General features: G+C 43.7%; 28 protein-coding genes and 1 pseudogene. 3 read left to right on the top strand and 26 right to left on the bottom strand.

The features are described from left to right. Window position 1 precedes the first annotated feature (1 nt). From Hs20B_RS07960 to rpsJ, 4 genes are read right to left on the bottom strand one after another with little or no spacing between them, the layout of a single operon-like run. Entirely contained in the window at window positions 2–289 is a 288-nt protein-coding gene (locus Hs20B_RS07960; protein WP_003138097.1) for a 50S ribosomal protein L23, read from the bottom strand. Further along, window positions 289–915: a 50S ribosomal protein L4 gene (rplD, locus tag Hs20B_RS07955; RefSeq protein ID WP_172357316.1), complete on the bottom strand. Its 627-nt coding sequence runs from the start codon at window positions 913–915 to the stop codon at window positions 289–291. Before rplD ends, Hs20B_RS07960 begins: the two co-directional genes overlap by 1 nt. Window positions 916–939: 24 nt before the next feature. Next, window positions 940–1,563, bottom strand: a complete 624-nt coding sequence (gene rplC / locus Hs20B_RS07950) for a 50S ribosomal protein L3 (RefSeq protein ID WP_172357315.1) — start codon at window positions 1,561–1,563, stop codon at window positions 940–942. Between the two features lie 13 nt (window positions 1,564–1,576). Then, on the bottom strand, window positions 1,577–1,885 hold the full coding sequence (gene rpsJ / locus Hs20B_RS07945; protein ID WP_003138102.1) for a 30S ribosomal protein S10: 309 nt from the start codon (window positions 1,883–1,885) through the stop codon (window positions 1,577–1,579). A gap of 254 nt (window positions 1,886–2,139) precedes the next feature. Here rpsJ and mscL point away from each other — a divergent pair, with 254 nt between their 5' ends. After that, entirely contained in the window at window positions 2,140–2,508 is a 369-nt protein-coding gene (gene mscL, locus Hs20B_RS07940; protein ID WP_172357314.1) for a large-conductance mechanosensitive channel protein MscL, read from the top strand. Between the two features lie 38 nt (window positions 2,509–2,546). Here mscL and thrC read toward each other — a convergent pair whose 3' ends face one another. The 5 genes from thrC to Hs20B_RS07915 form a co-directional block, all read right to left on the bottom strand. Then, on the bottom strand, window positions 2,547–4,037 hold the full coding sequence (gene thrC, locus Hs20B_RS07935; protein ID WP_172357313.1) for a threonine synthase: 1,491 nt from the start codon (window positions 4,035–4,037) through the stop codon (window positions 2,547–2,549). Between the two features lie 115 nt (window positions 4,038–4,152). Further along, entirely contained in the window at window positions 4,153–4,698 is a 546-nt protein-coding gene (gene nusG, locus Hs20B_RS07930) for a transcription termination/antitermination protein NusG (RefSeq protein ID WP_172357377.1), read from the bottom strand. Between the two features lie 135 nt (window positions 4,699–4,833). After that, a complete protein-coding gene (secE, locus tag Hs20B_RS07925; RefSeq protein WP_172357312.1) occupies window positions 4,834–5,028 on the bottom strand; it encodes a preprotein translocase subunit SecE in 195 nt (64 codons plus the stop codon). Then, window positions 5,028–5,177, bottom strand: a complete 150-nt coding sequence (rpmG, locus tag Hs20B_RS07920) for a 50S ribosomal protein L33 (protein ID WP_172357311.1) — start codon at window positions 5,175–5,177, stop codon at window positions 5,028–5,030. Before rpmG ends, secE begins: the two co-directional genes overlap by 1 nt. A gap of 120 nt (window positions 5,178–5,297) precedes the next feature. After that, window positions 5,298–7,424, bottom strand: coding sequence for a PBP1A family penicillin-binding protein (locus Hs20B_RS07915; RefSeq protein ID WP_172357310.1), 2,127 nt, complete (start codon window positions 7,422–7,424; stop codon window positions 5,298–5,300). A gap of 56 nt (window positions 7,425–7,480) precedes the next feature. Here Hs20B_RS07915 and Hs20B_RS07910 point away from each other — a divergent pair, with 56 nt between their 5' ends. Further along, a complete protein-coding gene (locus Hs20B_RS07910) occupies window positions 7,481–8,368 on the top strand; it encodes an RluA family pseudouridine synthase (protein WP_172357309.1) in 888 nt (295 codons plus the stop codon). On the opposite strand, the gene Hs20B_RS07905 is transcribed toward Hs20B_RS07910, so the two are convergent. The 13 genes and pseudogenes from Hs20B_RS07905 to Hs20B_RS07845 all read right to left on the bottom strand — a co-directional run bounded on the left by Hs20B_RS07905 (window position 8,301) and on the right by Hs20B_RS07845 (window position 20,281). Beyond that, the gene (locus Hs20B_RS07905; protein WP_172357308.1) at window positions 8,301–9,110 is read right to left on the bottom strand and encodes a metal ABC transporter permease; all 810 of its coding nucleotides are present in this window, start codon (window positions 9,108–9,110) and stop codon (window positions 8,301–8,303) included. The genes Hs20B_RS07910 and Hs20B_RS07905 overlap by 68 nt on opposite strands. Continuing rightward, window positions 9,103–9,846 carry a metal ABC transporter ATP-binding protein gene (locus Hs20B_RS07900; protein WP_172357307.1) on the bottom strand — a complete coding sequence of 248 codons (744 nt, stop codon included), beginning with the start codon at window positions 9,844–9,846 and terminating at the stop codon, window positions 9,103–9,105. The genes Hs20B_RS07905 and Hs20B_RS07900 overlap by 8 nt, the downstream gene beginning before the upstream one ends. A 1-nt stretch (window position 9,847) precedes the next feature. Further along, window positions 9,848–10,285, bottom strand: a complete 438-nt coding sequence (locus tag Hs20B_RS07895) for a zinc-dependent MarR family transcriptional regulator (RefSeq protein WP_172357306.1) — start codon at window positions 10,283–10,285, stop codon at window positions 9,848–9,850. Window positions 10,286–10,399: 114 nt separating this feature from the next. After that, entirely contained in the window at window positions 10,400–11,242 is an 843-nt protein-coding gene (locus tag Hs20B_RS07890; RefSeq protein ID WP_172357305.1) for an aminotransferase class IV, read from the bottom strand. A gap of 41 nt (window positions 11,243–11,283) precedes the next feature. Beyond that, window positions 11,284–12,135 (bottom strand): 4-(cytidine 5'-diphospho)-2-C-methyl-D-erythritol kinase, encoded by an 852-nt coding sequence (gene ispE, locus Hs20B_RS07885; RefSeq protein WP_172357304.1) that lies wholly within the window; start codon window positions 12,133–12,135, stop codon window positions 11,284–11,286. A 4-nt stretch (window positions 12,136–12,139) separates the two neighbouring features. Beyond that, window positions 12,140–12,448 carry a competence type IV pilus minor pilin ComGG gene (comGG, locus tag Hs20B_RS07880; RefSeq protein ID WP_172357303.1) on the bottom strand — a complete coding sequence of 103 codons (309 nt, stop codon included), beginning with the start codon at window positions 12,446–12,448 and terminating at the stop codon, window positions 12,140–12,142. Next, on the bottom strand, window positions 12,445–12,876 hold the full coding sequence (gene comGF / locus Hs20B_RS07875; RefSeq protein WP_172357302.1) for a competence type IV pilus minor pilin ComGF: 432 nt from the start codon (window positions 12,874–12,876) through the stop codon (window positions 12,445–12,447). Before comGF ends, comGG begins: the two co-directional genes overlap by 4 nt. After that, window positions 12,851–13,156: a competence type IV pilus minor pilin ComGE gene (comGE, locus tag Hs20B_RS07870; protein WP_172357301.1), complete on the bottom strand. Its 306-nt coding sequence runs from the start codon at window positions 13,154–13,156 to the stop codon at window positions 12,851–12,853. The genes comGF and comGE overlap by 26 nt, the downstream gene beginning before the upstream one ends. Beyond that, complete coding sequence (comGD, locus tag Hs20B_RS07865; RefSeq protein ID WP_172357300.1) at window positions 13,128–13,577, bottom strand: competence type IV pilus minor pilin ComGD; 450 nt, start codon at window positions 13,575–13,577, stop codon at window positions 13,128–13,130. Before comGD ends, comGE begins: the two co-directional genes overlap by 29 nt. After that, window positions 13,528–13,842, bottom strand: coding sequence for a competence type IV pilus major pilin ComGC (gene comGC / locus Hs20B_RS07860; protein ID WP_172357299.1), 315 nt, complete (start codon window positions 13,840–13,842; stop codon window positions 13,528–13,530). Before comGC ends, comGD begins: the two co-directional genes overlap by 50 nt. A 35-nt stretch (window positions 13,843–13,877) precedes the next feature. Beyond that, entirely contained in the window at window positions 13,878–14,933 is a 1,056-nt protein-coding gene (gene comGB, locus Hs20B_RS07855) for a competence type IV pilus assembly protein ComGB (RefSeq protein ID WP_172357375.1), read from the bottom strand. Next, window positions 14,845–15,789, bottom strand: a pseudogene (gene comGA, locus Hs20B_RS07850) (competence type IV pilus ATPase ComGA). Before comGA ends, comGB begins: the two are co-directional and overlap by 89 nt. Before the next feature lie 91 nt (window positions 15,790–15,880). Further along, window positions 15,881–20,281 carry a PolC-type DNA polymerase III gene (locus Hs20B_RS07845; protein ID WP_172357298.1) on the bottom strand — a complete coding sequence of 1,467 codons (4,401 nt, stop codon included), beginning with the start codon at window positions 20,279–20,281 and terminating at the stop codon, window positions 15,881–15,883. Between the two features lie 208 nt (window positions 20,282–20,489). Here Hs20B_RS07845 and Hs20B_RS07840 point away from each other — a divergent pair, with 208 nt between their 5' ends. Continuing rightward, window positions 20,490–20,879 (top strand): DUF4430 domain-containing protein, encoded by a 390-nt coding sequence (locus Hs20B_RS07840; protein WP_172357296.1) that lies wholly within the window; start codon window positions 20,490–20,492, stop codon window positions 20,877–20,879. Between the two features lie 51 nt (window positions 20,880–20,930). Here Hs20B_RS07840 and Hs20B_RS07835 read toward each other — a convergent pair whose 3' ends face one another. Genes Hs20B_RS07835 through rlmN form a run of 4 tightly spaced genes read right to left on the bottom strand, consistent with a single transcriptional unit; the run spans window position 20,931 to window position 23,606 of the window. Further along, a complete protein-coding gene (locus Hs20B_RS07835) occupies window positions 20,931–21,383 on the bottom strand; it encodes a CoA-binding protein (RefSeq protein WP_172357294.1) in 453 nt (150 codons plus the stop codon). A gap of 20 nt (window positions 21,384–21,403) precedes the next feature. Then, window positions 21,404–22,012, bottom strand: a complete 609-nt coding sequence (locus tag Hs20B_RS07830; protein ID WP_172357292.1) for a nitroreductase family protein — start codon at window positions 22,010–22,012, stop codon at window positions 21,404–21,406. Then, a complete protein-coding gene (locus tag Hs20B_RS07825; protein ID WP_172357290.1) occupies window positions 21,990–22,469 on the bottom strand; it encodes a VanZ family protein in 480 nt (159 codons plus the stop codon). The genes Hs20B_RS07830 and Hs20B_RS07825 overlap by 23 nt, the downstream gene beginning before the upstream one ends. A gap of 3 nt (window positions 22,470–22,472) precedes the next feature. Then, window positions 22,473–23,606, bottom strand: coding sequence for a dual-specificity RNA methyltransferase RlmN (gene rlmN / locus Hs20B_RS07820; RefSeq protein WP_172357288.1), 1,134 nt, complete (start codon window positions 23,604–23,606; stop codon window positions 22,473–22,475). Window positions 23,607–23,675 lie beyond the last annotated feature (69 nt).

Here is a 23,675-nt window from a genome sequence, read left to right as displayed (position 1 = left end):
CTTATTCCCCGAAAATTTCAATGTTTTTAGAATCAGCCGTCAGGGTTACGATAGCTTTCTTCACTTTGTTTGTATAACCTGTGTATTTACCTACGCGTTTAGCTTTAGGTTTCACATTGACAGTGTTTACAGAAGCAACTTTTACACCTTCAAAGGCAGCTTCAACAGCTTGTTTGATTAGAAGTTTGTGGGCACGGCCGTCAACTTCAAATGTGTATTTCTTTTCATCCATTGCAAGCATTGAGCTTTCAGTGATGATTGGTTTTTTGATTACGTCGTACAATGACATTATGCAAGAACCTCCTCAATTTGAGATAGAGCTGCTTGTGTAACCAAAATCTTATCGTTGTTCACGATGTCAAGGACACTTGCTGAGTTAGCAGTTGTCACTTGGACGTTTGGAATGTTACGTGCAGACAATTCAGCGAATTTGTTTCCTTCGTTTTCGAAAACAACCAAAACTTTACGTTCGATTGCAAGTGCTTCAAGCACTTTTACAAATTCTGCAGTTTTTGGTGCGTCAAAGTTGAGCGCATCAACAGCCACAAGTTTGTTTTCTGCCACTTTTTCAGAGTAAACTGATTTAAGTGCCAATTGACGAACTTTTTGTGGCAATTTGTAGCCGTATGAACGTGGTGTTGGTCCGAAGACTACGCCACCGCCACGCCATTGTGGTGAGCGGATAGAGCCTTGACGGGCACGACCAGTTCCTTTTTGACGCCATGGTTTTTTACCACCACCACGTACAGCTGAACGGTTTTTAACTGCATGAGTACCTTGACGAAGGCTAGCACGTTGACTAAGGATGACGTCAAATACAACAGATTCGTTTGGTTCGATACCAAAGACTGCATCGTTCAACGTGATGTCGCCGGCTTGACTTCCGTCTTGTTTAAATAATGTTACGTTTGCCATGATTTACTTTATCTCCTTTCCTTATTATTTAGCTTTAATCGCTGATTTGATTGTGATAAGAGATTTCTTAGCACCTGGGACGTTACCTTTTACAAGGATCACATTTTTTTCTGGGACAACTTGTGCGATAACAAGATTTTGAACTGTTACGCGGTTGCCACCCATGCGACCTGCAAGGTGTTTATTTTTGAATACACGGTTAGGTGCAACGGGACCCATTGACCCTGGACGACGGTGGTAACGTGAACCGTGAGCCATTGGCCCGCGTGATTGTCCGTGGCGTTTAATAACCCCTTGGAAACCTTTACCTTTAGTCGTACCAGTGACGTCAACAACATCTCCAGCTTCAAATTGTTCTACTGTCAATTCAGCGCCCACTTCCAAGCCTTCAATATTCTTGAATTCACGAATGAAGCGCTTAGGAGCAGTGTTTGCTTTTGCAACATGGCCTTTGGCAGGTTTGTTACTCAAAACTTCACGTTTGTCATCAAAACCAACTTGAACAGCTTCGTAGCCGTCAGTTGCGACTGTTTTGACTTGAAGCACAACGTTTGCTGCTGCTTCGATGACAGTTACTGGGATTAACTCGCCAGTTTCGGTGAAAATTTGGGTCATTCCCACTTTTTTCCCTAAGATTCCTTTTGTCATTAGAGTTCCTTTCTTACAGTTTAATTTCGATGTTGACACCACTTGGCAAGTCGAGTTTCATCAAACCATCAACAGTTTTTTGTGTTGGGTTAATGATGTCGATCAAGCGTTTGTGTGTACGCATTTCGAATTGTTCGCGTGAGTCTTTGTATTTGTGAGTCGCACGGATGATTGTGTAAACTGAACGGTCAGTCGGAAGCGGGATTGGACCTGCTACAGATGCGTCAGTACGTTTCGCAGTTTCTACGATTTTTTCAGCCGCTTGATCAAGAATACCATGTTCGTACGCTTTCAAACGAATGCGGATTTTTTTGTTTGCCATTTTTTCTCCTCTCGTCTATTTCTTAGAATAGGCTAGCTCCACGAGAAAACTAATACATAGATGCGTGGCAACGCCTCCGGGTGTATCACAACCTCTCGCTTCATAGCTACATACCACGCTTTACGCAGTACTTATCTATGATACCAGAATATTTATCAATTAGCAAGGGGTTTGACCCTCTTTTTCATTAAATTTTTTCAAACGTTTTTGTTATAATGTAGCTATACAACATTTATATGATATAAGGAGATATTATGTTAAAAGAATTCAAAGTATTTATCCTGCGTGGCAATGTGCTTGACCTTGCTGTTGGCGTGATTATCGGGGCTGCTTTTACTGCGCTTGTTAAATCTTTAGTGGACAACCTAATCAATCCACTTGTCGGTATTTTCGTGCACGACGGCGCCCTCGCTAAGCTGAGTTTCAAAATCGGCGGCGCAAAGTTCACTTACGGTGCATTTTTGAATGACGTTCTAAACTTCCTGATCACAGCTTTTGTCATTTTCATCTTGATAAAAGCTATCAACAAAGTCTTTTCTGGCAAGGAAAATGAAGAGGAGATTCTGATCAATGAAGAAATTGAGACATTGAAGGAAATTCGTGATTTGCTAGCTGAGAAATAATAAAAAAGCAGTTCTGACGTCAGAACTGCTTTTTTAGTTTAGTCTAAATTCAAATAATCTGAAACTGCCTTTTCCATATCGGCTGCAGCAACTACTGTATGATGACGTACGGTCGCATCAAAGAGCTCTGACACAGCTTTTGGTAGTGGCGTGCCTGAGATATTTTCTAGCTTTTTGACCAAGTCAAAGTCATCAGATTCGTCTTTTTTGCCTGACAAGCTTTCTACCACAACTTGCGGGAACTTGTAGGGACTTGCTGTTGAGATGATGACTGTTTGAGTCGTGTCGCTTGTTTCCGTCAGATATTTTTTATAGACAGCACTTGCAACTGCAGTGTGTGGGTCTTCGACGTAGCTGTTTTTGTCAAATACAGCTGTGATTTCTGACGAGATTTCTTGTTCTGTGGCAAAATCTGCGTAGAATTGACCGAGTTGATCAAACATTTCAGGTGTAATCTTATACTCTCCTTTCGCATTTAACGCTGCCATGAGTTCTGACGTTGCAGCGTCACTATCCCCTGTCAGATGGAAGATCAAGCGTTCCAAGTTTGATGACACGAGAATGTCCATAGATGGTGACGTTGTCACAAAGAAATCACGGTTTTTATCATAGGTACCTGTTCTAAAGAAATCCGTCAGAACATTATTTTCATTTGACGCACAGATAAGCTTGTTGACAGGCAAGCCAATCTTGCTAGCATAATAGCCTGCTAGGATATTGCCAAAGTTCCCTGTTGGCACGGTGAAGTTGATTTTTTCACCAGCAGCAATTGCACCTGTTTTGACAAGTTGTGCATAAGCATAGACATAATAGGCGATTTGTGGCACGAGACGACCGATATTCATCGAATTAGCACTTGAAAATTGCTTGTTATTGGCGGCCATTTTTTCACGTAGCTTTTCGTTATTAAACATGGCTTTAACGTTGGTCTGAGCATTATCAAAATTACCATCAATAGCGATGACTTTTACATTGTCACCTGCTTGCGTCGTCATTTGACGTTCTTGAATTTTTGAAACACCATCTTTTGGATAGAAAACAACAATTTTCGTACCTGGAACGTCTGCAAATCCAGCCATAGCGGCCTTTCCTGTATCACCTGAAGTGGCAGTCAAAATGACAATTTCACGGTCAACACCGTGTTTTTTTGCGGCAGTTGTCATCAGATAAGGCAAGATTGAGAGCGCCATGTCCTTAAAGGCAATCGTATTACCATGAAAAAGCTCAAGATTGTAGCGACTGTCAACCTTGACAAGTGGTGCAATTGTAGCATTGTCAAACTTGCTATCATAGGCTTGCGCCACACAATAAGCAATCTCGTCCGGTGTAAAATCATCCAGAAAAGCCGATAAAACAAGCGTTGCAACTTCTTGATAAGTGGCATTTTTTAGTTTGTCAAAATCAAGCGCCACATCAGGCGTCTTGATTGGCACGTAAAGGCCACCATCTGTTGCTAAGCCTTGCAGAATGGCTTGACTAGCAGTGACTTGATTAGATTTGTCGCGAGTTGATTGATAGATAAGTGTCATAATGGATTTCCTTGTTTTTTTTATTTATACTAAATATACCATAATTATCAGAATATTTCAAAAAAACTTCCATCTTTTTGGAAGTTTTTTCTTGATTATCGTTTGGGAGTTTCAATTACCCTAGTTCATCAATTTGTTGCACATCAAGCTCAACTGGTGTTTCACGGCCAAACATGTCCACGATCACTTTGAGTTTATCCCCATTGATTTCAGTGATTGGCCCTTCGAATCCAGCAAAGGCACCGTCGATAATCTTAACACGTTTGCCAACATAGATGTCAAAATTGATCTCACGCACCACTTTTTCTGCGCCCATACCTTGCAGAATTTCTTGGATTTCTTCTTCAAACAGTGGTGTTGGTTTTGAACGGTTACCGTGGGACCCTACGAAACCAGTCACATTTGGCGTGTTACGAACAACGAACCACGCTTCATCTGTCATGTTCATCTCAACGAGCACATAACCTGGAAAAAGATTTTCATCGACTTCTTTGCGCTTGCCGTTGACCTCTTTTTCGACTGTTTCTGTCGGGATCTCGATGCGTAGGATATTATCTGTCATGTTGTACGTTTGTGCACGTTCGAGCAGGTTTTCCTTGACCTTATTTTCATAGCCAGAGTAGGTTTGGATAACAAACCAGCCTTGGTCAAAGTTGATGATTTGTTCAGATTGTTCTGTTTCCTCAGTAAATTCTGTGTTGTCGATGTTTGCTTCAAATGCGTCAGTCATGCTTTGATTCTCCTATTTTTTTAGACAAGAAAAAGGCTTCTCGCCCTTTTTCTATATTATAGCACATTATTTGATAAATGGTACTAATAATTTAACAGCTTGTGTGATACCATTTTTGATAATCCAGTCGAAAATCATGACAAAAAACATGAAGAAGATTGAATACTGAACGACCATTGCAAAGTCACGTCTGGCTTCTTGCCATGTTGGCCAAGACACAAGACGCATCTCAGCAACAATGGATCCGATGAATTTAAACATTATCTTGTCTCCTTATGCAATTGATATTTTCCACAGGTTTTGCAGAATTTATTTACTTCTAGGCGTGTATCTCGCCCGTTTGAACTCACATTTATCGAATAGTTGCGCGATCCGCAGACCGTACACGCTAGACTTGCTTTTTTTATCATAGCTACTCCTTTAGCGATTGGAAAGCGATCGTTGCTAAACTGATGTGCCAAAAATGCACACAATCATCATCTGGTCTAAAATTTACTTTCCGAAAGTTCATTCTAGCAAAAAAATGCTGATTAGTCAAACCATGACTTGACTTTATCCCAGATACTATTACCTACTGCTTTTGCTTTTTGAGTGGCTGTATCTGCCGCTGCTTTGGCTTTTTCCTTGGCAGCATTTACGATACTTGCTGTCGTATCATCTTCTGTTGCGGTCGCAACTGGATCTAGGCCAGCTAGGCTGTAAGCATTTTCTTCGGTAAACTGTGTGTCATTAGTATAAGGCAGGATAGTGCTCGCCATGGTTTTGAAGACGCTTGAGGCTGTCCCTGCTGATGTGTCATCCAGACGATGCAGCGGACTTTCAGGATTTTCATAGCCCAACCAGAGCGTCATGACAACGTCTGGCGTGTAGCCGATGACCCATTGGTCGACGTCTTCATTGGTACCTGTTTTCCCTGCTAACGTATAGCCATAGGGTGCCGCGTAGACACCCGTCCCATTTGTGTAGGTGCCGAGCATCATTGAGGTCATTTTTTGAGCTGTTTTACTGTCAATCACGCGCGTTGATTTGACTTTTGCTGTCGCAATGGTTTTACCTGATGCATTTACGATTTTTTTGATGAGATGCGCTTGATTCATGATGCCGTCATTAGCAAATGTGGCGTAGGCCTGTGCCATCTGCCATGGATTTGTTGCAACACCAGCGCCCAGCGCCGTAGACAAGTTCTCGTTTTTTGAGGTCAAGTTGAGCCCAAACTTTTTGCCTTTTGCAATACCTGTTTTGATGCCAATCGCCTTGAAGGTATTGATGGCAGGAATGTTGTAGGAATTTGCCAAAGCTTGATACATCGGCATATCGCCATGCCACTGTTTATCAGCATCCATTGGTTGCCACCCGTCGTAATTCGTTGGCGCATCATGCACGACTTTGTTAATCGACCACCCAGCTTCAATCGCAGGCGTATAAACAATCAGCGGCTTAATCGTAGATCCTGGGCTTCTGCCTGACTGTGTCGCAAAGTTAAAACCACGGAAACTGTCATTTTCAGCCGTTGGCACGCGCCCAATGAGCCCTTCAACTTCACCAGTTTCAGGATCGAGTGCAACTGAGGCAGACTGAGCCATCACGCCATCTGATGCGACTGGGAAGAGATAAGTATTGCTGTACGTCGTCTGCATGCCAGTCTGCATGTTCTGATCAAGCCCCGTATAGATCTTATAGCCGTTGTTGAGAATCTCTTGCTCTGTCAGACCGTACTTGTTAATCGCCTCTTGAATGACGGCGTCAAAATAACTCGGATATTTGTAGTTAGTATCTTTGCCAACGTAGGCATCTGCAAGATTACTTTCGATGCCAATCTTGCTGTTACTATCTGCATCTGCTTGCTTAATAAAGCCTGCTGCGACCATGTTTTGCAAAACTGTGTCTCTGCGATCTTTGGCAAATGTGCCATTTTTATAGAGGGGATTATAAACCTCCGGCCACTTGAGAATACCCGCAAGCGTTGCGGCTTCTTCTACTGACAGGTCCTTGGCTGACTTTCCGTAGTATTTGAGGCTTGCGTCTTCTATTCCCCAGACACCATTACCAAAGTAAGAATTGTTGAGGTACATGGTCAAGATGTCTTTTTTATCGTATTTTTTATTGATTTCTAGCGCCAAAAATAATTCTTTTGCTTTGCGATCAATCGTTTTTTGTTGTGTCAGATAGGCGTTTTTAGCCAGCTGCTGCGTGATTGTTGAACCTCCGCCAAACTTCCCAAGGGTCACAATAGCAAGCAAAGTTCGCTTAAAATTTATCCCGTTATTGTCATAAAATGTCCTATCTTCAGTTGCGATGACGGCATTTTTGACATTATCAGAAATGGCATCAAAACTGACTGTTGTTCCCTTTTGACCATACATGGCACCTGCCGAATCGCCATTTTTATCAATGATCTCGGTGCGGGCTTCCATGGATTGTTTGAGCGTTTCAACATCAGCAGTCTTTGCCAGAAATAAGAGATAACTTGCAATCGCAAGCACTACAAAAAGCACGACGGCAACGAGAAGCTTGGTCAGATTATGTTTTTTCCAAAAATGTTTGACAGCAGGCGGGATAATCTGTCGTTTTTTCGTTTTTATCTTTCGATCAAGTTCAGGATCAGCGTTTTTTTTCGCACGGCTGAGGCTTGTGCGTTGTGGTTCATTTTCTGTCATAGTACTTATTTTACCATATTTTGGTTTATCACTTGTTTTTTTGATATAATAGCTCTATGAAATTTACGATTAAACTGCCTGACACCTTACCAAGAATGTCGGTAGAATCCCTTTTAAGCGATGTGTGGTTGGTGCCCAAAAAGCAGCGCCATTTTTTGCGTACCAAAAAACATGTCCGGGTAAATGGTGTTCTTGCAGACTTTTCTGACATAGTTCAGGGATCTGATGAGTTGATGCTAGTCTTTGATGAGACTGATTTCCCCGTCAGAACGGTTGCTTTTGGTGATAAAAATCTGGTCAGAGTGCTCTACGAAGACGAGCATCTGATCATTGTCAATAAGCCTGAAAATATGAAAACGCATGGCAATTCTGACGGCGATATTGCCCTTGTCAATCACGTCGCTGCTTTTTGCAACAGTCCTGTTTTTGTCGTCCACAGGCTCGATTTTGAGACATCAGGCGCAATCTTGTTTGCAAAAAATCAATTTGTTTTACCGATTTTGGATGCCATGTTACGCGAGCGTCAGATTCACCGTACCTATCATGCCTTATGCGCTGGACATTTTCAGCAAGCACAATTTGTTATCAAAAAAAATATCGGAACTGATCGACATGACAAAAAACGTCGAATTATTGTGGCACAAGGTGGTCAGACTGCCGTGACAAACGTCCGTGTTCTAAAACCGTTCCCGTCAGAAAGTCTGGTTGCATGTCAGCTTGACACGGGTCGCACACATCAAATCCGTGTTCACTTGGCAAGCCTTGGTCATGCGATTTTGGGCGATTCCCTTTACAGAGGTCGCAAGTCCTCGCGACTCATGTTACACGCGAAACATCTCGAGCTCACGCAGCCTTTTACAAACAAAAAAATCCGCGTTACCGCAGATTCTGAATCTTTTGAGCAAGCATTGTCACCACGAAAACAGCGACAAACACGAGGGTGATGGTTGCACTGGCAGGCGCGCCGCTTTCATAAGAAATCACAAGACCGCTTAGCATGCCGACAAAACCGATGGCAACGGCGACGGCGAGCACGCGTCGGAAGGTCAAGCCAATCCGCATGGCAATTGACGCTGGCATGACCATAATCGCAGAAACGAGCAAGGCACCTGCGACAGGGATCATGAGCGCAATTGCAATCCCGGTCACGATGTTAAAAAGTGTAGACATGATTCTGACGGGTAAACCGTCTACATAGGCCGTGTCCTCGTCAAATGTCATGACGTACATTGGACGCATAAATAAAGCAAATGTAACTAGCACAATAACGGCAAGGACGGCGAGCAAGATGACCTGAGTTTGCGACACGGTCACAATCGAACCAAAGAGATATTGGTCGAGGTTGATGCCCTTGCCGCGACCAGTGTTTGCAAAAATCAATGCAAGAGACAGGCCAACACTCATCAAAATCGCAGTCGCAACTTCCAAGAAATCACGGTAGACTGTGCGCAGATACTCGAGCAAAATCGCAGCCACTATCACAATAACAATCGTTGAGACATTAGGCGATATGCCGATAAATAGGCCAAATGCAACCCCCGCAAGCGAGACATGACTGAGCGTGTCACTCATGAGACTCTGGCGGCGTAGCACCAGAAAAACACCCAAAAGCGGTGCAAATAGCGACATGGCAATAATGGCAAGAACAGCTCGCTGCATAAACTCATACTGAAAAAGACTAAACACCTGCCACCTCCTTGTCTGAATGACTTTCTAGCTGTGTAGCCAGTTCTTGATTGTCATGGACACTAAAGCAACGCCATGGTGACGCTTGTTTGCGCGCCAAATGAATGTTGCGATCGGCAAATGCCTTGACGTCATCGGCATCATGCGTGATCATCAAAACCGCCTTGCCGTGTTTGTGTGCGGCGTGGTGCATGAGCATGTAAAACTCCGTGCGGCTAACGTCATCCATACCAGTCGTCGGTTCATCCAAAACGAACAAATCTGGATCACTTGCAAACATTCGCGCAATCGCAATTCGCTGCTTTTGCCCGCCTGAAAGCTCGCCCATGCGCTTATCACGCTGATCCCACATGCCAACCGACCGTAACGACTGCTCGACGTGTGCCAGATCATGCGCTGTCGTTTTTTTGAACCAGCCATTTCTTGGATAACGACCACTTGTAACGAACTCTTTTACCGTGCTTGGAAATCCAGCGTTAAAGCTCGCAATTTGCTGGGGTAGATAGGAAATTCTGAGCTTTTTACCTTTGATATTTTTCTTGGCAATGCTGATATTCCCTTGTTTGGCTCTGATGATGCCAAGGCTTGCTCTGACAAGGGTTGATTTAGCTGCACCATTTTCGCCTGTCAGCGTGACAAACTCCCCCGAGTTGATACTGTATGACACGTCTTCAAGTACTGGCTCAGCATCGAAAAAAAAGCTTAAATTTTTCACGTCAAGATATGTGAGGGCCATGTCAGAACTCCTTTTCTAGTTTTTCTAAAAACGTTGTGATAACGGCTTGTTCTTGCGCTGAAAAGCTAGCTGTTATCTCAGCATAAGTCGCAAGTGTAGCCTGATGATGATGTTTATGCTCAACGGCAATTGGTTTCCCTGTTTCAGATAATTGCCAAAGCACGACACGTTCATCTGTCGCCTTTTTTTCTGAGCTGATCAAATCTGACACCTGTAATTTTTTCAGCGCTTTTGTCACTGCAGCAGGTGAGATGTTGAGTTTTTCTGCCAATCTGGTATTGGTTAGTTTTTCTTGCAAAAGCAGCATGAGAATATGTTCTTGCGTATTCGTCAAGCCTGCGCCAGATTCACATTTTCCCAAAAGTACTTCTTGTTTATTTTCAACGACTTGGATGATTTTTGTAAAAAACAAGTCGATTTGATGACTGAGATCTGCCATAATTTCCCTTCTCACTAACGCTAAAATAGTTTACCAGTTAAGTATATCATCTTGATGACATTTGTCAATAAAAAAACGCCGAGAAAGCGTTTTCCTATCTATTTACTGCCACCGCTAAATCGCCGTTTCCGCATAAAAATCCTGATATAAAAATGTCTGCAATTGTCTCAAGCGCCCTGGATCACGTCCGCCAACTGCCTGACCATCAATCTCTGAAACCGCACCACACGGTGTCCCCGAACTCGACATGATAATCTCATCGGCTGCAAGCATTTCTGAAACTGTGAAAGGCGTTTCCGAAACTGCGATACCAAGCGCTTTGCTCGCAAGAATCAGGTATTTTCGAGCGATACCCGGCAAAATCCAGCGATCCAGTGGCGCTGTCTGAAACACACCGTCTTTGAGGATGCTGATATTGCTGTGCGCACACTCCGTCACGCGCTGGTTGCGATGAAAAACCACTTCATCCAAACCACGCTGCGCTGCTTCTTGACTCGCCAAAACATTGGGCAACAGATTAAGCGTCTTGATATGACAGAACTCAAAACGATAATCCGGCGTCGTCATCAGCTTAAAGCGCTTATCAAACGACATCTCAAGCTTTTCAGGCGTGATATAAATAGCTAGATTCGCCTTTAGATCGTGATAGGTGTGATTTCTGAGCGCCGTCCCACGACTTACTTGAAAATACACAAATACCTCGTCAGCATCAACCTGCGCTGTCAAGTCCGTTAGCAGATCGCCCAATTCGTCTTTTGAAAAATCAGACTGAATATCGACTAGAGCCATGCTATTGAAAAAACGTTCTAGATGGTCTGATAACTTGAAAATCACATGATTTCTGGCAATTGTTGCATCATACACACCATCACCAAAAAAATGCGAACGATCATTGAACGGTACCATCATCTCAGAAATCCGTGTGATACTGCCATTGTAATACGCTAAATCTTTCATATGATTCCTCTTTCTTTGATCTAGCTGCCAGCCTGTTCATATTAAAGCATTCTGACCAGATACACTTCATCGCAAAAGCCTTTGATACCGTTGCAGATGCGTCTAGCTTTTTTTTCTTGCTGACAAAGGGCGAAAACAGTCGGCCCGCTGCCACTCATGAGCACACCATCTGCACCACTATCAAGTAACCGCTGCTTAATTTTTTCAATCAATGGATACTTACCAATACTTATCGCCTCAAGCGAATTGCCAAGCTGCGCCAACATCTCTGGAAAATCTGCCATAGCCACAGCCGTCTCAAGCGCCATAATATCTGGGTGACTGATCTCAGCCAAATCAACCGCCCGGAAAATATCAGGCGTTGAAATGCCAAACTCAGGCTTCACCAAAATCACCCAAGATTTTTTAGGATTTGTAATCGGTCGAACAGACTCACCTCGCCCTGTCACGCGCGCCGTCTGACCGTAAACACAGTAAGGGACGTCAGAGCCAATCTGCTCGCCAAGTTTTGCAAGTTCAGGCAAACTCAGCTTCAGATCCCAGAGCAGATTGAGCGCCCGCAGGGTCGCCGCAGCATCAGAAGAACCACCAGCAAGTCCTGCTGCCACTGGCGTTTTTTTATCAATATAAATTTCAACGCCTTTTTTGATGTTAAAACTTTTTTTCAATAAATCCGCCGCTTTATAAGCGTGATTTTTTTTATTTAAAGGCACAAAACTCGAGCTAGACTGAATCCGAATCACATCGTCTTCCGGAATCTCACGTACCGTCACCCGATCCGCCAAATCAACACTCGCCATAATCATATCAAGCTCGTGATAGCCGTCAGAACGCTTACCTATGACATCCAGCCCTAGATTAATCTTGGCTGGTGCTTTTTCTGTTATTTCCATATGCCTATTTTACCATATTTGAAAACTCAAAACGATAAGCAACTGCATTTTCTAGTTGAACGGTGATTTTTATCGTATTTTGTGTGGTTTGATAGCTTGATATTCCTTGATTAAATCTAATTTGGCCAGACTCATTTTTTACCACTTGCTGCGTCATTTTCGCCATTAACTGCGCAGTCAAAAACTGCTTCTGACTGATCAGATTGCGCTGATTGTCAACGATGGCAGTCAGATAGAAACTCAGCACCATACCGAAAACAACCGATAATAACAGCGCATACAGCATGATACCAGCTTTAACTTGACGCCTCAAAACTTGTAGAAAAATACCCGCTCACCTCCTTTGACAAATGTCAGGTGGATGCTGACTATCCTGCCATCATTTGAAATCTCAGCAGATGACAACCCGAAAATCATAGGTTGGAAGCCTTGACCATTTTCGTTAGACTTACGAAAGTCGTCAGAACCTGACTTCCAGCCATAGCGCAGCTGGTCTGACCCAGTTTTTACATGTAGATAGCCGTCAGAAACTGAGACAAACTCAGCCGTTTCAAGTTCACGCCGCAGCAGATTTGAAAAGTTCTGCCAATTTTTCTCGTCAGAGCGCGCCATCAGTTTAAAATCTTGTGCGATAAGCTCAGTCATTGCCTGCACAACCAGAACTGACATCGAAATCGACAGCAGCGCAACCAGACATTCTAACAAAGTAAACGCTCTAATCTGTTTTCGATAAAATTTCAAGTCGCAAAACCTCCCGTCCTTGCGTTGCAAGTACCAACTTTTCAGATGTTTTTGCAAGGTCAACCGTCACATGATTGGCGCTCAAGCTTGACTGTCCCGCATCAAACGCCATCAGCCCTGTATTTAACACTTCTATTTCTTTATTTTGCGTCATCAATTGCGTGCGGCTGCGTGAAATTTCCGTCACGACAACTGTGGCTAACAAGGCTAAAAGTGCCATGGCAAGCAAGCTTTCCAGTAAAATATAGCCTCTAACTTGACGTTTTCCGATATTGACCACTTCCCAACTGTAACTGATAGCTGATTTTTTTATCATTCTCAAAAGGCAGGCTAATCACGATTTTCGCCTGCTTGATTGACTGGATGTTGCCATTTTCTTTGAAGGCGATCGAAAAGTCTGAAAATAACGTTTCTGACGGCACATGGTACTTAGCACCATTGACAAAAACTGTCCCATCAGATGCGGAAAGACTTCTCACCTCAGCATTTGTGACCGCCTGAGTTTGCTGATTTTTCAAGATATTTTCAAACTGTAAAACAAAAATCTCACCTCGGATGACATGCACCGTTTTTTGAAAGGTCACACTAAATATCAAGATCAAAAAACTTGTCACAGCAAGCGTGAGCAAACTTTCAAGTAGCGTAAACGCCCTAATTTGCAATGTCGCGCTTCTCGTCAGTATGTTTCGCATAGTAGTCATTGTAAGCGTCCACCTGTTTTTGTGTGATATTGCCATTTGCAAGCATCTTTGCAAGCGTCGCCGCGTCCGTATGATCAAGCGCATAAAGCTCAGCCTGCGAATCCACAACTTTGACAATGGCGGCATTTCCTGTTGCTTTGACAGCATCTTTTTGCTTGGACAGATTTGGCACAAAAAGCAAAATCAAAATACTAATAATCAATAATACGACAAGCATTTCAATCAAAGTAAAGGCTTGGACCGACTTTTTCCTAATTTTTTTCATCTAATATCTCCATCTCTAGTGCTAATTTCAAGCAGCTAAACCGCCATATCCATCTGCGAATAAATCGGCAGCAACATCGCCGCATAAATCAGCACAATCATCAAGGCAACAAACAAAAATATCAAGGGCTGAATCAGATTCATTGCACGCTCAATCTTTTCAAAAAATTGTAGCCAAACTTCATCAGAATAGACCAGCAACTCGTCGCCAAGTTTTGACTTCATCTCACCATAGGCAATAATCAAAGCAAGTTCTGGTGTAAAAAAATGATAACTCGCAACCTTATTCTGAAACTGCCCACCACGTTGCATGGCTTTGGCCACATCTTCACCGATCTCTTTGAAAAGTCGGTTGCCCTGATCCTGCATGATGCCTAAAATCTGACGCAACTCAAGGCCTTGTTTGATTAGATTCCCCCATTCTCGTGCGTAAAACGCCGTGAAATACAGTCTTAGATAGTGTTTTAGCACAGGCATCTGTCCCATTTTCTGAAAGATTTTCAAGGGTGAACTTTTTTTGAAATATCGCCTTATCACACCTACTATCACCGCTAAAGTCGCAACTGACGTCAAAAATATCCAAGGCAAATAATTGATCAGAACTCCTGCAGCATTTGTCCCATCTACTTGTGGCAAAAGATAGGTCTTCAGCCCCAGCATGATCAGCATCAGAAACCCCAACAAAATCACCGGATAAGTCGCAACTGAGATCAACTTCTGACGCACCTTTTGCATCTTCGTCAGATTTTCCTGTACTAATGCCAAGGTCTGCTGCGTGTTACCATGAAAATCAGCTAAGGCAATCTGCGTGACAACAGATGGTGAAAAATGAAGATCTGCCAGTATCTGTGCCAAATTTCGACCATTTTCAAGTCCTGTCCGCATTGCTATCACAAACTGATCTTCAACCAAGTTCGAACGTTCTAAAAAGTTGATAATTTCAGCCAAATGAAAACCGCTTGAAAATAAATTTGTCATCAGCTTGATGAGTTGAACCTGTTTTTTAATTGGTAATTTTCTCTGCTTGCGCCGTATCAAGACTGATATGTCCAGCTTGAGCAAGCCTTTCAAGCTTCTGATGCCATGCACCATTATCATGCGTCGAAAAACTGTTTTTTGAAACATCGAGCACCCCTTTCCCTGCAATCAAACGCTGATACACAACGCCAGACAGCGAATTTTCAATTTCTTGCTCACTCACACCAAGCTCCAGAAGCCTCGCATAAACGCCACTGATGGACTTCGCGTGAATGGTCGAGAACACTGTATATCCAGTCAGACTCGCACGTATGACCGCACGTGCGGTCTCCTGATCACGAATCTCCCCCACAATCACAAGATCAGGCATATGCCGTAAAGACAGCTTGATCAGACTATCATAAGTGTTACCGATTGCTTCATTCAGCTGAAACTGCAGCATCTCTGGTGCCACAATCTCGACTGGATCCTCTATCGTAATCACCTGTTTATCTGAAAATTTAAGTTTACTCATTGTGTGCATTAAGGTTGTCTTGCCAGAGCCTACCGGACCTGAAAATAAGTACAAACCGCGTCTCGACACAAGTGACTCTACTGCTGCTAAGTCAGTGTCAAACCAAAACTCAAGCGGTCGTTCAGCATCATGCAAAAGCCTGATCACCAAACTCTCCCGACTCTCAAAATCACCCGCAGACGATAAACGCAACCGCTATTTTTCGCCATGATTTACCTCATATAAGCAAGAACCTAGCTGTGGCCTGCGCTTTTCTCCGACATTCATCCCAGCTGTAAACTTAAAATGCGAAATCAGACCCTGACCCTCTGCATCAGAAAAATCGCGAAAAATTTCACGCCGCAAAGAATTTCTAAAAATCACAGAAAACCCTTCCTTTTGGGGCAAAAGATAAATATCACTCGCCCCAAATGCCGCAGCTTCCTGTAAAATCGTCTGTGCTAATTTTTGTACCATGGCATTCCTCCTATTACTATATACGAAAAAAATCCCCAGATTGCTCTAGGAATTAGAAAAAGCCCTGTCAATGACAGAGCTTTGGTAAGACTCAAAATAAATCATCAAACAAACTCAACTGATTATCTTCTGGCATATTGCCTAGGATGCCCATTTCGTCCATTTTTTCGACCAAGGTCTGTGAGACGCCGGCGCGTTTTCTGAGTTCTGTTTTACTTAAAAATTCACCTTCGGCACGTGCTGCAACGATTTGTTTCGCGACATTGCCACCCAGACCATCCATTGCTGAAAACGGCGGAATGAGTACGTCTCCTTCGATAATAAAATCCTCAGCTTCGCTGCGATACAGATCAAGTTTCCCAAAACTAAAGCCACGCTCAAGCATCTCATTGCAGAGTTCAAGCGTTTCATACAGGGCATTTTCAACATTTGTCGCTTCATAACCCTTGGTTTTGATTTCTTTCATCTTATCTTTGACGGCGGTTAGGCCGTCACCCATCACTTTCAGATCAAACGCATTGGCACGGATTGAAAACCAGGCACAATAGTAGTAAATCGGCATGTGCACCTTGAAGTAAGCGACACGCAGCGCCATCATGATGTAGGCCGCCGCATGGGCTTTGGGAAACATATACTTGATCTTGCTACATGAGTCGATGTACCACTCGGGCACGTTATTTTCACGCATGGCCGTGATATATTTTTCCCGTTCCTCGTCGTCGATTTTGTTCCATAAACCTTTACGCACGCGCTCCATGATGGTAAATGCCATGGATTCATCGAGTCCAGCGTGGATCAGGTAGACCATGATGTCATCCCGACAGCCGATAACATTTGCCAGGTTTGCGATGCCTTGCTTGATCAGCTCTTGTGCGTTACCAAGCCACACATCTGTACCATGGGAGAGGCCTGAGATTTGCAGTAATTCTGCGAAAGTCGTAGGCTTTGTTTCCTCTAGCATGCCACGTACGAACTGTGTTCCCATCTCGGGAACTCCTAAAGTGCCCGTTTTTGAGCCAATCTGCTCTGAGGTCACACCTAGCACTTCAGGACTTGAGAAAATCTTCATCACATCTGGATCATCCATGGGAATGGTTGAAGCATCCATACCAGATAAATCTTGCAGTTTGCGAATCATTGTCGGATCCTGATGCCCCAAAATATCCAGTTTCAAGATATTGTCATGGATGGCATGGAAGTCAAAGTGAGTCGTTTTCCACTCAGCATTCACATCCTCAGCCGGATAGGCAACAGGGCTGAAATCATAGACATCCATGTAGCCTGGGATAACGATGATCCCCCCGGGATGCTGACCAGTCGTGCGCTTCACGCCCGTCGCACCTGCCGCTAAGCGCTCTATCTCAGCGCCACGATAATACTTCCCGTAATCACGCTCGTAACCTTTTACAAAGCCAAAAGCTGTCTTATCTGCAACGGTACCAATGGTTCCCGCCCGAAAAGCGTAGTCTTCACCGAAAATATCACGAACGTCCAAGTGAGCACTCGGCTGATCAGCACCTGAAAAGTTCAGGTCAATATCGGGAACTTTGTCCCCCTTGAAGCCAAGAAACGTCTCAAATGGAATATCATGGCCATCTTTTGTCAGGCGATGTCCACAGTTAGGGCAATCTTTTTCAGGCATGTCAAATCCAGAACCATACTGACCTTCTGTAAAGAACTCTGAAAACTGACACTCGGGACAGACATAGTGCGGTGGCAGCGGATTCACCTCAGTGATTCCTGTCATGGTGGCCACAAATGACGAGCCAACTGAACCACGTGACCCAACTAAATAGCCACGTTCGTTAGAGCGCTGCACCAAGATCTGCGAAATTAAATAAATCACTGAGAAACCATTCCCGATAATCGAGTTGAGCTCTTTTTCAATCCGCAAATCAACAATATCAGGCAGGGGATTTCCATAGATGGCGTGCGCTTTTTCATAGGTCATCTGCGCCATTTTTTCTTCTGACTCAGGGATATATGGCGTGTAGAGATCATCACGAACGGGCGTGAGTACGTCAAAATTCTCAGCCATTTTTTGTGTGTTATCAATCACAATCTCGTGTGCTTTTTCTTGTCCCAGAAAGGCAAAGTCGTCTAGCATTTCAGTTGTCGTGCGAAAATGTACTTCTGGCAATGGTGCCGGCATAGCATGTTCACCACGACCAACAGGACGGTTGATGACTGCACCAGCACCAAGCGAACGTACGATAATCTCACGATAAACGGCGTCCTCAGGATTGAGATAGTGCACATTTCCCGTCGCTAAAACGGGCTTACCGAGTGTATCTGCAATCTTGATCAAATCTTGCAAAATCCGTTGTAACTCGACTTCGTCTTTAAGTGTCTCCTTGGCGATCAGCGGCCGATAGACAGCTGGCGGCATGATTTCGATGAAATCATAATATTTTGCTACTTCCAGTGCATCGTCAAAACTCTTGTTGGTTACAGCTTCAAAGACTTCGCCTTCATCACAGGCTGAGCCGATAATCAAACCCTCACGGTGTGCTTCAAGGACAGATTTTGGAATCCTTGGCACGCCTGAAAAGTAGTTGACATTGGCATAAGACACAAGCTTGAAGAGATTTTTCAGACCTGCTTGCGTTTTTGCATAGATCGTTGCGTGTTTTACCCGTGCGCGTTTATAGGAATCCGCATCGACAACCGTTGTATTGAGTTCACTGAGTTTTGTCACGCCGAATTTTTCCTTGGCGTCATTTAGAAAGATAAACAGCAAGCGTCCTGTTGCTTCCGCATCAAAGTTTGCCAAATGGTGACTTTCAAGCGAGACTTGAAAACGCTTTGTCAGAGGTCCTAGTCCGTGCCGTTTGAACTCTGGATAGAGATTTCTTGCGAACTCGAGCGTGTCTAGAACTGGCTGTGTGATTATCGGTAAGGCGTAACGCTGATAGTTCATGTTCATAAACCCAACGTCAAATGTCGCATTGTGGGCAACCAAAATACTACCTTGACAAAATTCCTGGAATGCTTTTAGGACTTCTGACAAAGGTTTTGACCCTCTGACCATGTCATCTGTGATGCCTGTCAACTGCGTCGTAAACTCACTCAGCGGATGCCCTGGGTCGATGAACTCATCAAACTGCTCGATAACATTTCCCTTGTGCATCTTTGAGGCTGCAACCTGTATCAGCTTGTTATATACCGCAGAAAGGCCTGTTGTTTCCACGTCAAAAACGACATAAGTTGACTCTGACAAGCTGCTATCGTCTTCGTTATAGGTGATGGGCACCCTGTCCTCGACCAAGTTCGCCTCAACGCCGTAGATGATTTTGACGCCATTTTTCTTTCCAGCTGAGTGGGCATGCGGAAAACTTTGCACCCCTGCATGGTCAGTGATTGCAATCGCCTTATGACCCCAGCGTGCTGCTTGTGCGACCAGATCCTCGACTTTTGGGATCGCGTCCATGGTTGACATGTTGGTGTGGGCGTGAAACTCGACGCGCTTTTCATCGTCAGGCATCAAGTCTTTTCGGACATTTTTAGCCTTGATTTCGACCATATCACGCACGCTCATCACAAGCTCGTGCTTGAAGCTGTCCATTTGCACGCTGCCTTTAACTTTCAGCCACATCCCTGCCTTGACCAGATCAAACATAGCCTGTTCCTCAGGTTTTCTGCCCCATTTTTGGACGATAAAAGAGCTACTATAGTCGGTCATCTTGACTTCTAGCATATGACTTTCTTTGCCAGTAGTCCGGTTTTTAAAAACCTTGTGTTCCGCCGCAAAAACATAGCCTTCAAAGACGACATTTGCCTCTTCAGTCACCACATCTTGCATTTGGAAAATGGTGTCAGAAGACTTGATTTCCCGTCCTAGTGTGAGGTGCTGAGGTTGACTTACCACTTCTTTTTTAGCTGGTGCGAACTCATCTGCTGGTAATGGTGCTTCAGGCTGGCTAGCCATGACCTGTGCGATTGTTTCTTCTGATTTTTTCTCGTATTCGGCAACTAGCTTATCTGTCAGGTTATAGTCAATCTGAGGCTTAATCCGCAAATTTGTAAAACCGAAGTTTTGAAAATGCGCCTCCATGGCTGGAAAATAATGTTTGACAAAATACTCAAGATTTGACAGGTTTCCAACTAATAACGTCGCAGTTTGTTTGCCGTCAGAAACGAATTTGTATTTTTTGAAAATCGCTGTAAAACTAGGCGTATCACAGCCTGGCAAGTCAAATATCAAAGGTAGATAGTCGTTTAACTGATCTTCGGTGAAAACTATTTCATCTGTATCTGACGTCAGAATGGTCAACTCTGTCTTTGCAATCGACGAAAACGCCATATTGAGCCGATAAACCAGCTCTTTATAGAGCGCCACGGGCAAAATAGCTGGAAATGTCAGATAAAAATGCCAGACTTTACTGATTGCATGAACTTCAACTCTATCAATATCTCCTCTAAATGCTGGATTCTGACGAATTTCAGCAGGCATTTCAAGCTGATCCATTAGTTTTTCAAATAAATCGTTCATTGTCCTTCTTTCTTGATACATGTTGCTTATTTCTTGATATACTTAACTCTATTATAGCAAATTCTAGTGACAAAAAGACCACAGATTTTCTTGGCTTGCCCTCTCACTCAGTCATAGTTTCTAACTATATCAGAGCACCAAATTCTTCTATTTTACCCGATCAGGCATTCATAGTAAAATAGAGATAGACTAAAAGAAATGAGCAGCTATGACTTTCAAAAAAACAGTCGGCATTCTTCTCGCCGCAACACTCACTTTCACCCTCGCAGCCTGTGGCCATCAGGGTAAAACTGAAAAAAAGACCAGCAATTCTAGCCAAACAGCAACCATTACACTCGACTTTGACAATGACAAAAAGGCCGATGAGACAAAAACTTTTGCGGTCAAAAAAGACCAGACCTTGCTTGAGGCCGTCAAATCTTCCTTCAAAGTTGTCGAAAAAGACGGCTTCATCACCGCAATCGACGGCAAATCACAAGACACAGCCAATCAAAAATACTGGCTCTTTAAGGTCAATGGCAAACTTGCAAGTAAAGGTGCCGCGGATACAATCGTCAAAAAAGGGGATCAGATTACTTTTTATCTTGGGAATTTTTAAGGTTAAAAAAAGCGCTAGGTATACCGTATCCAACGCTTTTTTTCTATTTTTTTATTTCCCTGCACGTTCTTGTCGTAAACCACTATAGGCATATTCCACCTTGATGCAGCGGTCCATAACGATGTCGTTGCGATTATGTGCGCGGAGGATTTGTTCAGCTTCTTCGTTTTGCAAGCCAAGTTGCGCCCAGAAAATATCAGCATCTGTTTCAACAAAATCGCGTGCAACATCCGGCAAAAATTCTGAGCGGCGAAAAATGTCAACAATATCAATGTGTTCAGGCACATCTTTGATGCTGGCATAAACTTTTTCGCCCAGTAACTCTTGACCGGCAAGCCTTGGGTTGACCGGAATCACTCGAAAACCGTCCGCTTGCAAGGCATTTGCAATCATATAGCTAGAGGTTTCCTCACGGTTAGATAAGCCAACCACGGCAACGGTTTTAGCGTGGCGCAGGTAATCAAAAATCTCCGCCTGTGTTTTATTTTCAAATGTGTATGTCATAAAAGCCTCCTTATTTAAATTTACAAAACGTCAGTTATGTCATCAACAGGCAAGCGATATGATGCCACGCCGCTGTCTGCGGAATGCCCCAGCGTGATGATCAGCTCAGGTCGAAAACGCGGCTCAATCGCAAGGACTGACTTGATCTTTTCCTTGTCAAATCCTAAGATGATATTGGTTTTGAGACCGCGATTATTGGCCGTCAGAACGATATTTTGTGCGACGATTCCTGTGTTTAGGGCAAGATAGTCTGACAGCTGCACGTCACTGAACTGGTCAAACATAGCTGGGTAACGTTCTCTGATGACTGACTTTTCAGCTTCTTGCAAGACGTCATCACCGATTTCTAGCAGATCAGCCACGCGCGCTTTGAGATCTATATCTGAAAAAATGACAAGCGTGCTGCCTGCTGACTCGTGTTGTGCAGCATTTTTAGCATGCATCGTCGTCGAAAGCGCCGCACGTTTTTCATCAGAATCAACGATGACAAAATGCCAAGGCTGGATATTGTGCGCTGACGGTGCAAGCGTCGCTTCAAGCAAGATGTCCTTGACTTCAGAAACACTGAGCCTCGTGCCGTCAAATGTTTTGACAGCATGACGCGATTTATTTAAAGTTGAAAATTCCATATTTTTTGATACCTCGATTGATAAAGTAGGCAATGACACCGCCTAAGGTGTTTGTGATGAGATCGTCAACCTCAAACACACGGTTAAAATCAAAGAGCAAATCTAGCACGACCTGCGTGAGTTCAATTGTCAAGCTTATACAAAAAGTCATCAGCACAACTTTCGCCAAACTCATTTGATTTTTCCTGAGCAGTAATAGACCTAAAACTAGGGGCAAGAGTAAGAAAATATTGGCAAGATTTTGCCCGACAATCACCGCTAAATCGCCTATCGTTGGGATTTTCCCGAGATGAACGAGGGTGTTTGCCGGCGTGAGTATTGCCGTAATCCGTCCAAAATGCTGGATGCCCGGCGTCTCAAACGCCTTGAAATTAGGAAAGAGCATTTGCGGCATGAAACACATGGCACAAATTGCGATAATATAGACGGCAATCGCCGCTTTCAGTGCTTTTCTCATAGGTTATTTGACGTACATGTCATTTTTTATTTTTTCGTCAAAACTTGCTGTTTCAGCATCATTTTTCATCGTTTTGCTGCGCAGTTGACCACAGGCAGCGTCGATGTCCGTACCATGTTCCTGACGAATCACGCAATTAATGCCACCTTTTTTGAGAATATCATAGAATTTTAGCACGTCATCTTTAGAAGAACGGCTATATTGGTCATGCTCGCTGACTGGATTATAGGGAATCAAGTTGACGTAGACTAGTTTTTTCTTGTCTTTGAGGAGCGCAACAAGTTCACGCGCATGCTCAGGACGGTCATTGACACCATTTAGCATGATGTACTCAAAGGTCACACGGCGATTTGTCGTCTCAATGTAGTAGTCGATTGCATCAAATAATTTTTCAATTGGAAATTGGCGGTTGATGCGCATGATGCTTGTTCTGACGTCATTATTTGGTGCATGTAGTGAAATCGCAAGATTGATTTGCAAGCCAGTTTCAGCAAATTCGCGAATTTTGTGTGCGAGACCTGACGTTGAGACTGTGATATGGCGGGCGCCAATGGCTAGACCATTATCATCATTGATTGTCTTAATGAAGTTGATGACATTGTCATAGTTATCAAACGGCTCACCAATCCCCATGACAACGACGTGACTGACACGTTCGTCAAGCCCGCGTTCGTCAAAGTATTTTTGTACCAGCATGATTTGCGCTGTGATTTCACCAGCTGTAAGATCGCGTTGTTTTTTAATCAAGCCTGACGCACAAAAAGTACAGCCGATATTACAGCCAACCTGCGTCGTCACACAGACTGACAGGCCATATTTTTGGCGCATTAGAACCGTTTCGACAAGCATGCCGTCAGGTAACTCAAAAAGGTATTTTACCGTCCCGTCTTTGGCTTCTTGGACCAAGCGTTGTTTGAGCGGATTGATGACAAAAGCATCGTCAAGCTTGTCAATAAAGTCTTTGGCAATGTTTGTCATCTCATCAAAAGATTGCACGCGTTTTTTGTAGAGCCAGTCCCAGATTTGTGTGGCACGAAATTTCTTAGCCCCATTGTCAATCGCCCAGGCAATTAGCTCATCACGTGTCAAGCCATATATAGAAGGTTTTATCAGTTGCGTTTGGATAGTTTTAGTCATGATGCTATTTTACCACGAAAACGGCAACTTGTCATCAAGATGAATTTTAGTGCAAAAAAATCCGACCAA

Source organism: Pseudolactococcus insecticola, from assembly GCF_011170065.1.
GTDB lineage: Bacteria > Bacillota > Bacilli > Lactobacillales > Streptococcaceae > Pseudolactococcus > Pseudolactococcus insecticola.
The sequence above is the reverse complement of the archived record's forward strand: the minus strand, read 5'-3'. Positions and strand labels throughout refer to the sequence as shown.